Annotated in this window: 13 protein-coding genes; all 13 read left to right on the top strand. The window is 37.7% G+C overall.

The window, feature by feature from the left end:
- Nucleotides 1-246 precede the first annotated feature (246 nt).
- The 13 genes from atpD to FLS47_RS07715 all read left to right on the top strand — a co-directional run bounded on the left by atpD (nt 247) and on the right by FLS47_RS07715 (nt 14,446).
- Nucleotides 247-1,749, top strand: a complete 1,503-nt coding sequence (gene atpD, locus FLS47_RS07775) for a F0F1 ATP synthase subunit beta (RefSeq protein ID WP_149913808.1) — start codon at nt 247-249, stop codon at nt 1,747-1,749.
- Nucleotides 1,750-1,834: 85 nt separating this feature from the next.
- Nucleotides 1,835-2,083 carry an ATP synthase F1 subunit epsilon gene (atpC, locus tag FLS47_RS07770; protein WP_149913807.1) on the top strand — a complete coding sequence of 83 codons (249 nt, stop codon included), beginning with the start codon at nt 1,835-1,837 and terminating at the stop codon, nt 2,081-2,083.
- A gap of 360 nt (nt 2,084-2,443) precedes the next feature.
- Entirely contained in the window at nt 2,444-3,334 is an 891-nt protein-coding gene (locus tag FLS47_RS07765) for a branched-chain amino acid transaminase (RefSeq protein ID WP_149913806.1), read from the top strand.
- A complete protein-coding gene (gene ilvD / locus FLS47_RS07760; RefSeq protein ID WP_149913805.1) occupies nt 3,318-5,018 on the top strand; it encodes a dihydroxy-acid dehydratase in 1,701 nt (566 codons plus the stop codon). Before FLS47_RS07765 ends, ilvD begins: the two co-directional genes overlap by 17 nt.
- Nucleotides 5,019-5,150: 132 nt before the next feature.
- Nucleotides 5,151-6,893 carry a biosynthetic-type acetolactate synthase large subunit gene (gene ilvB, locus FLS47_RS07755; RefSeq protein WP_149913804.1) on the top strand — a complete coding sequence of 581 codons (1,743 nt, stop codon included), beginning with the start codon at nt 5,151-5,153 and terminating at the stop codon, nt 6,891-6,893.
- A gap of 2 nt (nt 6,894-6,895) precedes the next feature.
- A complete protein-coding gene (gene ilvN / locus FLS47_RS07750; RefSeq protein ID WP_149913803.1) occupies nt 6,896-7,486 on the top strand; it encodes an acetolactate synthase small subunit in 591 nt (196 codons plus the stop codon).
- Nucleotides 7,487-7,490: 4 nt separating this feature from the next.
- Complete coding sequence (locus FLS47_RS07745) at nt 7,491-7,964, top strand: DinB family protein (protein ID WP_149913802.1); 474 nt, start codon at nt 7,491-7,493, stop codon at nt 7,962-7,964.
- A 34-nt stretch (nt 7,965-7,998) separates the two neighbouring features.
- Nucleotides 7,999-9,480, top strand: coding sequence for a ketol-acid reductoisomerase (gene ilvC, locus FLS47_RS07740; protein WP_149913801.1), 1,482 nt, complete (start codon nt 7,999-8,001; stop codon nt 9,478-9,480).
- Nucleotides 9,481-9,570: 90 nt separating this feature from the next.
- Nucleotides 9,571-10,968, top strand: a complete 1,398-nt coding sequence (gene leuC / locus FLS47_RS07735; protein WP_149913800.1) for a 3-isopropylmalate dehydratase large subunit — start codon at nt 9,571-9,573, stop codon at nt 10,966-10,968.
- Nucleotides 10,969-10,987: 19 nt separating this feature from the next.
- Complete coding sequence (locus FLS47_RS07730; protein ID WP_149913799.1) at nt 10,988-11,269, top strand: antibiotic biosynthesis monooxygenase family protein; 282 nt, start codon at nt 10,988-10,990, stop codon at nt 11,267-11,269.
- Nucleotides 11,270-11,303: 34 nt separating this feature from the next.
- Nucleotides 11,304-12,125, top strand: a complete 822-nt coding sequence (locus FLS47_RS07725; protein ID WP_149913798.1) for a methyltransferase domain-containing protein — start codon at nt 11,304-11,306, stop codon at nt 12,123-12,125.
- Between the two features lie 100 nt (nt 12,126-12,225).
- On the top strand, nt 12,226-12,831 hold the full coding sequence (gene leuD, locus FLS47_RS07720; RefSeq protein ID WP_149913797.1) for a 3-isopropylmalate dehydratase small subunit: 606 nt from the start codon (nt 12,226-12,228) through the stop codon (nt 12,829-12,831).
- Nucleotides 12,832-12,958: 127 nt separating this feature from the next.
- Nucleotides 12,959-14,446 (top strand): ATP-binding cassette domain-containing protein, encoded by a 1,488-nt coding sequence (locus FLS47_RS07715; RefSeq protein ID WP_149913796.1) that lies wholly within the window; start codon nt 12,959-12,961, stop codon nt 14,444-14,446.
- Nucleotides 14,447-14,514 lie beyond the last annotated feature (68 nt).

Below are 14,514 nucleotides of genomic sequence, written 5' to 3'. Positions count from 1 at the left end.
CTAATTTAGATGTTTGAGGCAACATATTACACAATATTAAGTAACTTGTTTGCTATAAAATAGCAGCTAAATATTATTTAATTGAGCCACCAAATTTTAAATATATCAAACGTATTTATAAATTTTAAATTATTCTTAACAATCCCTTTGCTTTTAATAAGATATACATTATTTTTGCATTCCAAAATACAGTCTGATAAATCAGATTGTTAATAAATTGATTAATAAATTTTTAGTCCCTATAATATGCCCAATATTGGTAAAATAGCGCAGATTATCGGCCCAGTGGTTGACGTCAACTTTGCCGACAATGAAAATCTTCCTAAGATTTACGATGCATTGTACATTGAAAAAGAAAATGGACAACGTGTCGTTTTAGAAGTTCAACAACACTTAGGTGAGGAACGTGTTCGTACGATTGCGATGGATGCAACAGAAGGTTTAGTTCGTGGTATGAAAGTGGTTGACACTGGCGCTCCTATCAAAATGCCTGTTGGCGAAGAGATCAAAGGTCGTGTATTCAACGTAGTTGGAGATCCTATCGATGGTATTCGCGAATTGGACAAAACTAATGGACGCCCTATTCACAATACTCCTCCGAAATTCGAAGATTTGTCTACTGAAACTGAAGTACTTTTCACAGGTATCAAAGTTATTGACTTATTAGAGCCATATGCTAAAGGTGGTAAAATCGGTTTATTCGGTGGTGCTGGTGTAGGTAAAACAGTATTAATCCAAGAGTTAATCAACAATATCGCTAAAGGTCACGGTGGTCTTTCGGTATTTGCTGGTGTGGGTGAGCGTACACGTGAAGGTAATGACTTATTACGTGAGATGTTGGAGTCTGGCATTATCAAATACGGTGAACACTTCATGGAAGGCATGGAAAAAGGCGAATGGCCTTTGGACACTGTTGACCAAGAATTAATGAAAGAATCTAAATGTACTTTCGTATTCGGTCAGATGAATGAGCCTCCAGGTGCACGTGCACGTGTAGCGTTATCAGGTTTGACAGTTGCAGAATATTTCCGTGATGGTGAAGGTGATGGACAAGGTAAAGACGTATTATTCTTCATCGATAACATCTTCCGTTTCACACAAGCGGGTTCCGAGGTATCAGCGTTATTAGGTCGTATGCCATCAGCGGTAGGTTACCAACCGACACTTGCTACAGAGATGGGTTTGATGCAAGAGCGTATTACTTCAACTAAAAACGGATCTATTACTTCAGTACAAGCGGTATATGTACCTGCCGATGACTTAACTGACCCTGCTCCAGCGACTACTTTCGCTCACTTGGATGCAACTACAGTATTGTCACGAAAAATTGCTGAGTTAGGTATTTACCCTGCGGTGGATCCTTTGGATTCTACTTCACGTATCTTATCTCCAGCAGTATTAGGTGCTGAGCACTACGATACAGCGCAACGTGTGAAAGAAATCTTACAACGTTACAAAGAATTGCAAGATATCATCGCTATCTTAGGTATGGACGAGTTATCTGAAGAAGATAAATTAACAGTACACCGTGCACGTCGTGTACAACGTTTCTTATCTCAACCATTCCACGTAGCGGAGCAATTTACAGGTTTGAAAGGTGTATTAGTAGACATCAAAGATACAATCAAAGGTTTCAACATGATCATCGATGGTGAAGTGGATGAATACCCAGAAGCAGCTTTCAACTTGGTAGGTTCGATTGACGAAGCTATCGAAAAAGGTAAGAAATTATTAGCAGAAGCAGTTTAATTATAAGTATTGAGTACTGAGTATAGGGTAATGAGATTTTCTCTACTCCATACTCAATACTCCATACTCAATACTATATAGCAAAATGAAATTACAAGTAATAACTCCAGACAAAATAGCCTACGAAGGTGATGTAACAGCAGTTACAGTACCTGGGTCTGCTGGTTCTTTCCAAATTTTGAAAGATCACGCTGCTATTGTCTCTACGTTAGAAGATGGCAAAGTCATTATCAAAGGTAATGCTGGCGAAGAAGTCATTATTATTAAAGGCGGTGTAGTCGAAGTAAAGGACAACAATATCATCGTTTTGGCAGAAGGAATTGTGCAAGGATAACGATTTACAATATTGCTTAAATAGCCCTTAAGACTTCAAGTTTTAAGGGCTATTTTTTTATACTTTTTATGCACAAAAACCAATTTCAGGAAGAATATTGAAGAAATTCTAAAGTTCTAGCCAAACAACAAAATGAACCAATTTTAATTTGGGTTCACCTATTGGAAAATTTTATTTTGTATAAAACAAAATTTATAGAACATATCTAACAAATAAACCAGAAATCGAAATAAAAAACTTTTTCAAAATAATATATTTGGCTATTGTAAAGAATTTTATTTCGTCTTAACTTGACAAAGCATCTTATTCGAGAAGTGCACCATTGCTTGGGGAGGGTAAGGACACTTTATAATTAACATTATGCAATACTATAATCATAACACTAAAATATTTCTAAATGGTCAATTCGTACTTGCAAATTCTGCAGGTATAGATTTATTTGCACAGTCATTGCATTATGGTTATGCTGCTTTTGAAGGTCTTAGAGCTTACAGTACGCATAATGGTACACGCATTTTTAAAGCTGAAGCACACTTAGAAAGATTGCGTAAATCTTGTGAAGCAATAGGATTACCCTATAAGTGGAATAATAGAACGTTAATTGAAAAGTGTTATGAATTGTTGGAGATCAACAATCTACGCTCTGCCTATATAAGACCTTTGGTATTCACAGGATCTAATATGCATCTAACATCTTCAGAAGATGCAAATATTATGTTGGCAGCTTGGGAATGGGGACCTTATTTGGGACAACATTTGTTGCGCGTGAACATCTCAAGCTACGAGCGCCCAAATCCGAAATCTTTTCATATTGACGCAAAGATTTCTGGACAATATATCAATTCTATCTTAGCCTCTACAGATGCTATTCGACAAGGGTATGATGAGGCCTTATTATTAGATCAAGATGGATATGTCGCACAAGCTTCAAGTGAGAATTTATTTATAGAAAAAGATTATAAGATATATACCCCACCACTAGACAATATATTCCCAGGGATCACCAGACAAACAGTGATTGGAATTTGTAAGGAGTTGGGATTCGATATCATCGAAAAGAAACTAACCATCCAGGATATATACACAGCAGACAGTGCCTTCTTAAGTGGCACTGCCGCTGAAATTATCGGGATAAAACAAGTAGATCATATTATTTATAAAGAAGAATGGGAGCATAGTATTGGTGCTACTATCCAACGAAAATATAAAAACTTAGTATTAGAGCAAGAGAATTATGAAGTCATCATCTGATAACGAAAAGGGATTAAATAAGTACAGCCGCATATTCACACAAGACGAGACACAACCAGCTGCCAAAGCTATGCTTTATGGTATTGGTTTGACGGATGCGGATATGGACAAAGCACAAGTCGGAATTGCCAGTATGGGCTACGATGGTAATACATGTAATATGCACTTGAATGACTTAGCTCAGGTCGTCAAAAAAGGAACATGGGATAATGGCTTGGTCGGACTTACTTTTGGTACTATTGGTGTGAGTGATGGTATGAGTAATGGTACAGATGGTATGCGTTATTCCTTAGTATCACGCGACGTCATCGCAGACAGTATCGAAACTATTTGCGGTGGTCAATACTATGATGGATTAATCGCTATCCCAGGATGTGACAAAAATATGCCGGGTGCTATTATAGCGATGGCACGTCTAGACCGACCTGCAATTATGGTGTATGGTGGTACAATCGCTCCAGGTCATTATAAAGGTGAAGAATTAAATATCGTTTCTGCTTTCGAAGCGTTAGGACAAAAGATTTGTGGTAACATGTCGGAAGAAGATTTCCAAGGTGTCATCAAACATACTTGTCCAGGTGCTGGTGCTTGTGGTGGTATGTATACCGCTAACACTATGGCATCAGCTATTGAAGCTTTGGGAATGAGTTTACCTTATTCTTCATCCAATCCTGCTATTTCGGCTGAGAAACAAGCTGAATGTTTAGATGCAGGTAAATACATTCGTATATTATTAGAAAAAGATATTAAGCCTTCGGATATCATGACACGCAAAGCATTTGAGAATGCATTACGTTCTATCATTATCTTGGGCGGAAGTACCAATGCAGTCTTACACTTTATCGCTATTGGTAAAGCTGTTGGCGTAGATATCACACAAGATGATTTCCAACGCATGTCGGATGAAACGCCAGTATTGGCAGATTTCAAACCATCAGGAAAATATTTGATGCAAGATTTGCAACAATATGGTGGTACACCAGCAGTATTGCGTTATTTATTAGATAACGGTTTATTACATGGTGATTGTATCACAGTGACAGGTAAAACTGTTGCAGAAAACTTGGCTGATGTAAAATCTATTATTGATTACAACCAACCTATCATCAAACCATTGAGTGAACCTATAAAAGCAACAGGTCACTTGCAAATTCTTTATGGAAACTTAGCAGAAAAAGGTTCTGTAGCAAAGATTTCAGGTAAAGAAGGTGAGAAATTTGTTGGCCCTGCTCGTGTATTCGATGGCGAGCATGATTTGGTTGCAGGTATTGCGTCTGGACGAATTCAAAAAGGTGATGTTGTGGTAATTAAAAATGAAGGTCCTATCGGTGCTCCAGGTATGCCTGAAATGTTGAAGCCTACTTCATTAATCATTGGTGCTGGTTTAGGAAAATCTGTAGCCTTGATTACTGATGGTCGTTTCTCTGGTGGTACACACGGTTTTGTAGTTGGTCACATTACACCAGAAGCCTATAAAGGTGGATTGATTGGTTTAGTAGAAGATAACGATATTATCGAAATCGACGCCGTGAACAACACTATAACCTTAAAAGTGGAAGATAGCGTAATCGCTGAACGTCGTACTAAATGGACACAACCAGCATTGAAAGTGACGAAAGGTGTATTGTACAAATATGCGAAAACAGTAGCTGATGCTTCACAAGGTTGTGTGACGGATTTATAAAATAAGTAAAAATTCAAAAATCAAAATTAAAAATTTGGTCTTTGGATATTGAATTTGACTAATGAACTTTTAAGGGTATTGAGGAATAAAAAAGTCTTTTGCCTTTTTAATTATAACTTTTGACTTAATAAAATGAGTACACTGGAGAAAACAGAAACAAAGAACATCCAAACCATTGCAGCCAACACACAGATATCTGGTTCGCAAGCGGTATTGGAAGCTTTGATTCATGAAGGAGTAGATACGGTATTCGGCTATCCTGGCGGTGCGATTATGCCAATTTATGATGCATTATATGATTATAATGATAAATTAAAGCATATTCTAGTCCGTCACGAGCAAGGCGGTATTCACGCTGCTCAAGGGTTTGCACGTACTTCAGGTCGTGTTGGTGTCGCTTTCGCAACATCTGGTCCTGGCGCAACAAACTTGGTAACAGGTCTAGCAGATGCTATGATTGATAGCAATCCCATAGTCTGTATTACAGGTCAAGTATTTGCATCCTTATTAGGTACTGATGCATTCCAAGAAACTGATGTAATTAATATTACTAGTCCAGTGACAAAATGGAATTATCAGGTTACTGATGCGACAGAAATTCCTTCAGTTTTAGCTAAAGCATTTTATATCGCGCGTACTGGCCGTCCAGGACCTGTATTGATTGATATAACGAAGAATGCGCAAATGCAGTTATTCGATTATTTGGGTTATGAAGTTTGTAATCACATACGTAGTTACCGTCCAAAACCAATCATTCGTCACGAATACGTAGAAGAGGCTGCTGCATTAATTAACTCCGCAAAAAAACCATTTGTAATCTTTGGTCAAGGTGTAATCTTAGGTAAAGCAGAACAAGAATTCAAAGAATTCATCGAAAAAGGTGGTTTTCCTGCTGCTACAACTGTAATGGGATTGAGCGCTTTAGAAACTGACCATCTACAACACGTAGGTATGTTGGGTATGCACGGTAACTATGCACCGAACGTAATGACCAACGAATGTGATGTGCTTATTGCTGTAGGTATGCGTTTTGATGACCGTGTAACAGGTCGTTTGGATAAATATGCTAAACAAGCGAAAGTAGTACATTTAGATATTGACCCTGCTGAAATCGATAAAAATGTAAAAGCAACAGTTCCTGTTTGGGGTGATTGTAAAGAAACATTGCCATTATTGACGGCTTTGCTTTCGGGAAATGATCATTCCGCTTGGTTACAACAATTCAGAGATTTAGAAAAAGAAGAAATCAAAGAAGTTATATACAACGAATTGAACCCAACGAGTGATATTATGACGATGGGCGAAGTAATTCGTGTGTTGAATGAATTGACTAATGGTGATGCTGTGATCGTAACAGATGTAGGTCAGCACCAAATGGTTGCTTGTCGCTATGCGAAGTTCAATTCTTCAAAATCAAATGTTACTTCTGGTGGCCTTGGTACTATGGGATTTGGCTTACCAGCCGCTATTGGTGCTTGGTATGGTGCACCTGAGCGTGATGTTATTGCTATTATAGGTGACGGTGGTTTCCAAATGACTTTACAAGAGTTGGGTACTATTATGCAATTCGGTGCCAAAGTAAAAATCTTGATTTTGAATAATGAGTTCTTAGGGATGGTACGTCAATGGCAACAGTTGTTCCACGACAAACGCTATTCTTTCGTGAACATCACAAGTCCTGACTTTGTCGCATTAGCGAAGTCATACTATTTGGATGGCAATAAAATTTCGAAACGTAAGGACTTAGAATCAGCATTGAAAACAATGCTTGACCACGATGGAGGGTATTTATTAGAAGTAATGGTTGGTAAAGAAAACAACGTATTCCCAATGGTAGCGCAAGGCACAAGTGTATCAGAGATTAGATTAAAATAAAAATGGAAAAGCAAGAATTTACCATTACACTATATACAGAAAACGCTATCGGTATGATAGGTCGTATTTCTAATATTTTTTCAAGACGTAAAATCAACATCGAAAGTTTGAATACTTCTCCTTCTGAGGTTGATGGTATTCACCGTTTCACGATTTTGATTACCGAATCAGAAGATGTGGTTCGCAAACTTTGTCGTCAAATTGAAAAACAAGTTGAAGTTTTGAAAGCATATTTCAACACAAATGATGAATTGATCTGGCAAGAACAAGCCTTGTACAAAGTACCAACAGAAGTAGTGAACGAAAAAGTTTACGTAGAGCGTTTATTGCGTGAATATGGTGCTACAGTAGTTGTAATTCGTCCAGATTACATCGTATTCGAAACAGCAGGTCATCGCGAAGAAATTGACCGATTGACAGCAGAATTGACTAAATACGGCTTAATCGAATTCGTACGTGGTGCGCGTATTGCCATCATTAAAGCTAGTGCGGGTTTCCACTCAAAATTAAAACAATTCGAAAGAGAAGAGCCATCTCCAGAAATCGTAGAAAACGAATTCTTAGACCAACAAGACCAAGTCTTCACGATGTAATAAGATGAAAGAAGTATTCAAATTTATTATAGATGCGCGCAAAGCTTTCATTAAGGATATTGAAAGTCTTTCATTAGAGGAGTTAAACGAAATTCCGGCAGGATTCAACAATAACATTATTTGGAATTTTGGGCATATTGTGGTCACTACGCCCGTATTGTGTTATGTACGTACAGGAATTTTGACTGATGCTTCGAGTGTGAAATATGTTTCTGCATACGCTAAAGGCACAAAGCCGACTTACTTTGTTACACAAGAAGAGGTAGAAGAGTTGAAGGCTTTAGCTATTTCAACGATTGAAACACTTGAAAAGGACTACAATGAAGGTAAACTAAAAAATATTGTTCCTTTCGAAACAAGCACATATGGTGCACTTCTGGAAAGTATTGAAGATGTTATCATTACCACAGCTGGTCACGACAATACACATTTGGGTTATGTGACAGCACAAAAAAGAATAATCAACAACAATAAATAAAACTTAAGAAAAGACTAATTAAAATAGTACGACAATGGCAAATTATTTTAACACATTACCTCTTAGAGAGCAATTAAACCAATTAGGTGTAGCTGAATTTATGGACTCATCAGAATTCGCTGATGGCGTAAATGCTTTAAAAGGTAAAAAAATCGTAATCGTAGGTGCGGGTGCACAAGGTTTGAACCAAGGTTTAAATTTAAGAGATTCTGGTTTGGACGTTTCTTACGCGTTACGTAAAGAAGCTATTGAGCAAAAAAGAGATTCTTGGAAAAATGCAACTGACAACAATTTCACAGTAGGTACGTATGATGAGTTAATTCCTACAGCTGATTTAGTTATCAACTTGACTCCAGATAAACAACATACAGCAGTAATCAATGCCGTAATGCCATTGATGAAACAAGGTGCTACATTATCTTATTCGCACGGTTTCAACATCGTGGAAGAAGGTATGCAAATCCGTAAAGATATCACTGTTATCATGGTTGCACCTAAATGTCCAGGTTCTGAAGTACGTGCGGAGTACTTGAGAGGCTTTGGTGTACCTACATTAATCGCTGTTCACCCAGAAAATGACCCTCAAGGTAAAGGATGGGCTGAAGCAAAAGCGTACTGTGTAGGTACAGGTGGTCACCGTGCAGGTGTATTGAAATCGTCATTCGTAGCAGAGGTTAAATCTGACTTAATGGGTGAGCAAACTATCCTTTGTGGTTTGTTACAAACTGGTTCTATCCTTTCTTTCGACAAAATGGTTGAAAAAGGTATCGATGCTGGTTACGCTTCTAAACTTGTTCAATACGGTGTTGAGGTTATCACTGAAGCCTTAAAACACGGTGGTGTATCAGGTATGCTTGACCGTTTGAGTAACCCTGCTAAAATCAAAGCTTTTGAATTGTCAGAAGAATTGAAAGATATCATGCGTCCATTGTTCCAAAAACACCAAGACGATATCATGTCTGGTGAATTCTCTAAAACAATGATGGAAGACTGGGCTAATGGTGATGCAAACTTATTGAAATGGAGAGCTGAAACTGGTGAAACTGCTTTCGAAAAAACACCTGCTGGCGATGTTAAAATCAATGAGCAAGAATATTTCGACAACTACTTATTAATGGTTGCTTTCGTAAGAGCTGGTGTGGAATTGGCTTTCGAAACTATGGTTGAGGCAGGTATCAAACCTGAGTCTGCGTACTACGAGTCATTACACGAAACTCCACTTATTGCGAATACAATCGCGCGTAAAAAATTGTTTGAAATGAACCGTGTTATTTCGGATACTGCTGAGTACGGATGCTATTTGTTCGACCAAGCTTGTAAGCCATTATTAGCTGATTTCATGAAAACAGTTGATACAGATATCGTTGGAAAAAACTTCAATGAAGGTAAAGATGGTTCTGTAGATAATACGAAATTGGTTCAAATCAATGAAGTATTGCGAAATCATCCAGTAGAGATCGTAGGACGTAAATTACGTAAAGCGATGACTGCAATGAAGACGATTAAAACAGTTTAATATTTCGTAATTTTGATAATTACAACAAAGGGATAAAGCGCATAAAAGGCCTTTATCCCTTTCGAAATTACTTATACTATCATAAGAGAAATGGGAAAAACATTAGTAGAAAAAATTTGGGATGCTCACGTCGTCAAGCGAGCGGAGGGTTTTCCAGATATATTGTATATCGATACGCATTTGATTCATGAGGTTACTTCTCCTCAAGCATTCGATGGTTTGCGCAAAAGAGGTCTTCCTGTATTCCGTCCTAATCAAACTGTTGCGACAGCCGATCACAACGTTCCTACTTTAGACCAACACCTTCCGATTAAAGAAGAATTATCGCGCTACCAAGTGGATATGTTGACAAAAAACACGTCAGAATTTGGCATCGAGTTATATGGTTTAGGTCATCCTTATCAAGGTATAGTACACGTTATCGGCCCAGAATTGGGTATCACATTACCAGGTAAAACTATGGTTTGTGGTGATAGCCATACATCGACACATGGTGCTTTTGGTGCTATTGCGTTCGGTATCGGTACATCTCAAGTAGAACAAGTTTTCGCGACTCAATGTTTATTGCAATCAAAACCAAAAACGATGAAAATCGAAGTGAATGGTGAATTGCAAAAAGGTGTCGGTGCAAAAGATATTATCCTTTACGTGATCTCTAAAACTACCGCAGCAGGTGGTACAGGATATTTCGTAGAGTTCGCTGGTTCAGCGATCCGCTCTTTGAGCATGGAAGGTCGTATGACAGTATGTAACATGAGTATCGAAATGGGCGCGCGAGGTGGACTTATTGCTCCTGACGAAACGACTTTTGAATACATCAAAGGCAGAGAATTTGCACCTAAAGGTGAGAAATGGGATGAGGCATTAGCGTACTGGAAAACTTTGTACACGGATGAAGATGCGGAGTTTGATGCAGTATTAACTTTTGATGCGGCAGATATTCAACCAATGATTACTTACGGTACGAATCCAGGAATGGGTATCGGTGTAAAACAATCTATTCCCACAACAGCAGCACAACCAGAAAGTGAGCAACCTTCTTACCAAAAGGCATTAGACTACATGGGTTTTGCAGATGGTGAACAAGTGTTGGGTAAACCGGTTGATTACGTTTTTATCGGCTCATGTACAAATTCTCGTATCGAAGATTTACGTCAAGTAGCTGAATTTGTTTCTGGTAAACAAAAAGCTGAAGGTGTAGAAGTTTGGATTGTACCGGGCTCAAAACAAGTAGAAGCACAAGCAATAGCGGAAGGCATCGACAAAGTATTCGAAGCAGCAGGTTTCCAATTGCGTGAACCAGGATGTTCGGCGTGTTTGGGTATGAACGAAGATAAAATCCCAGCTGGTAAATACTGTGTTTCTACATCAAACCGTAACTTCGAAGGTCGACAAGGTCCTAATGCCCGTACAATGTTGGTAAGTCCTTTGACAGCAGCAGCAGCAGCTATCACTGGTAAAGTTACAGATGTAAGAGAATTAATTTAATAGCATTGATTCAAGGCATATGATATTAGAAGTAGCTATTCTTAATGTTAAAAGTGATCTTACTGATGAATTCGAGAAATCGTTTTCAAAAGCACAGAAAATCATCAGCAATATGAAAGGCTACATATCACATGAATTAAAAAAGTGTTTAGAAACACCAAATAAATATATTTTATTGGTCAACTGGGAAACTTTAGAAGATCATACAATTGGATTCCGTGAGTCCAAGGAATATCAAGAATGGAAAGAGTTACTGCACCATTTTTACGATCCTTTCCCAACAGTTGAACATTACATTTAATTCCTTTTGAATTTTAACTTTTTACTTTAACAAAATGTGTCAAATTTGTCAAGCAGTCACTGTTACCGAAAACAAGGTGATAGATAGAACAGGCCAAAATGCCTCTTCTATCTTCAACCAACGTATATTGGAACAGGATTACAGAACACTTAAATCAGCATTGAAGCCTGGTTTGAAAGTTTTGGATATTGGCTGTGGTACAGGTTCGATTACCAAGGATATTGCGAAGTTGGTTGGCCCAACCGGCTATGTCATTGGAGTAGACAATACCGAATCTTTCGTTGCTGAAGGCAAAAAGCTTTTTGCTGATGTAGAGAATCTTGAACTTATCCACATGGATATTTTAGATTTCGAATCGGAAGAAAAATTTGACTTGATTGTATCTGCGCGCACGTTTCAATGGATTTCGACTTTGGACAAAGCTATTGATAAAGTAAAATCATTGTTGAAGCCAAATGGTCAAGTATCCATTTTGGATTACAACCACGAAGCCATCAATTGGACACCAAAAATTCCTGCAAGCATGCAGAATTTTTACAATATGTTTTTGATGTGGCGCAAAGATGCCGGCATGAATAACCGCATTGGTTTTGACTTGATTGATATCTTTGAAGAACATGGATTTGATCAAATTGAGATTTTCAATGCAGATGAACATTACGAAAGAATGTTTCCTGGCCACGTAGAAAAGATCAAAGTTTGGTCAAAAGTAGCGAGTTCTAAACAAATGGTTGAAGAAGGTTATATTTCCGACGAAGACCGTTTGCAAGCTATTGCAGATTACAACAATTGGGCTGATAAAGAAGCCACAAGTATGACCATGAAGCTAAGAGAAGTAAGGGCGCGTTTAAATTAAAAAGTAAAAATTAGAATTTAAAAAACACAGGATTAACAATTCAATTAAACACAAATTAGATAGGTTTTGACCTTTTAATTTTAAATTTTCACTTTGAAAGATGAAAAAATTTGAAAAATTAACTTCAACAGTAGTTCCACTACCGATTGAAAATATCGATACAGATCAAATCATTCCGGCTCGTTTTTTAAAAGCGACGACTCGTGAAGGTTTTGGTGAAAACTTATTCCGCGATTGGCGTTTTGACAACAACAATCAGCCAAAAGCTGACTTCGTATTGAACAATCCTCAGTATTCGGGTCAAGTGTTGGTTGCTGGCAAGAACTTCGGCTGTGGCTCATCTCGTGAGCATGCTGCTTGGGCGATTGACGATTATGGCTTCAAAGTCGTGGTAAGTTCATTCTTTGCTGACATTTTCAAAGGAAATGCGTTGAACAATGGTGTATTGCCAATCACAGTATCGGAAGAATTTTTGGAAAAAATCTTCGCGCAAGTTTTCATTGATGCAAATGCACAACTAGTGGTAGATTTGGAAGCACAAACATTGACTATTGCAGCTACAGGTGAATCATTCGAATTCGAAATCAATCCATATAAAAAATCATGTTTGATTAACGGATACGATGACATCGACTTTATCTTGAGTCACACCGCTGAAATTGAAAACTTCGAGCAAACAAGACCTTTTTCTTTTTATAGAGATTAAGAATTATAACTTCACTTCGAACGGAACGAAGTGAAGAGAGAAATCTGCACTTAATTGAGAATTATTAATCTACAATTGTCAATTGTTTAGATTCCTCCAATCGTCGGAATGACAAATAAAAATAAAAATGACAGAACCAGTCGTCCATATTGCTAATTTAACGATTCAATACCCAAATAATGTGGTATTGAGTTCCCTTTCTTGGTCTATCCAGCAAGGGGAAAATTATGTTATTGGAGGCACGTCTGGTTCTGGCAAAACTACTTTAGCAAAAGCTATCGCAGGTTTAATTCCTGCAGATAATTCTATAAAATTGAACTTCGATTCATCGAAATCACTGCCTGCTAAAGTAGTCTATATATCCAATTGGTATCAGTTTACCAATTTAGAAGGCGACCGCAATTTCTACTACCAACAACGCTATAACCACCATCAAGGTCACGATACTTTGACGGTGAAAGCCGAGTTAGAACACTTCGCTAAGAAAGAAAATTTAGACCTTTCGTCTATTCAACAACGCATTCAGGATTTTGGATTTGAAGATGTACAATCTTCTCAACTGATTGAATTGTCAAGTGGCGAACACAAGAAATTACAATTGGTTCGCGGATTGTGGGCGAAACCGCAACTTTTAATTATTGACGAACCTTATACAGGTTTGGACAAAAAATCAAGGTTCGTTTTGAATACGTGGTTGGATGAATTGGTACAAGAGGGTGTCCAACTTATTCTGATTACCAACGATACCTTATTACCACAATCTATCAATCGTTTTGCACATATTGTGAATGGCAAAATCGAAATTGTGGATTCTCCAGCAGAATTTGCTAAAGATAAAAAACGTCAGAGAAAGGAATTACCTGCTTTTTTACAAGATATTCCAGAAACCGACTACGAGACAATAGCTGAGCTGAACAATATTTTTATTCGCTACGGCGAAAAGGTTGTATTGAAAGATGTATCATGGAAAGTGAATGTTGGCGAAAAATGGTTGTTACAAGGGCCAAATGGTTCGGGCAAATCGACTCTATTAAGCCTTATCAATGGCGACCATCCTCAGGCTTATGGTCACGATCTTTCTTTGTTTGGAAACAAAAGAGGTACGGGTGAAAGCATTTGGGATATAAAACAAAAAATCGGGATTATTTCTCCCGAAATGCACTGGTATTTTGACCAAAACGCTACCGTTTGGCATACCATTGCTTCTGGATTTTACGACAGTATCGGATGGTTTATTGACGTAAAATTTCAAGAGAAAAAACAAATAGAAGAATTATTGGAGTTTTTTGATTTAACGGAATACAAAAATCAAAATCTGCACACTTTACCGCTAGGAAAACAAAGGCTAGCATTATTGGCAAGAACAATTATCAAAAATCCGCCATTACTGGTATTGGATGAGCCTTGTCAAGGTTTGGATAATGACCAAGCCAAATATTTTAACGATGTAGTAGATGAGTTAGCGCAATACGGCAAAACATTAATTTATGTGGGGCATTATGAGTCGCAATTGCCATCCTGCATCGAACATAGAATTGTATTAGAGAAGGGCGAAGTAAAAGCCATAGAAAATATAAGTGTAAAAGATAAACATTTAGAAAGCGTTATTTTGTAAGATTTGAAAATCAATAAGCCAAATGCTTTTTTGACTTTTCATTTTTTACTTTTTACTTTGAAAAGAAA

Origin of the sequence: Sphingobacterium cavernae (assembly GCF_008520265.1) — a bacterium.
In the GTDB taxonomy this organism is placed as follows: domain Bacteria; phylum Bacteroidota; class Bacteroidia; order Sphingobacteriales; family Sphingobacteriaceae; genus Sphingobacterium; species Sphingobacterium cavernae.
This window is presented reverse-complemented; position numbering and strand designations above follow the sequence as displayed.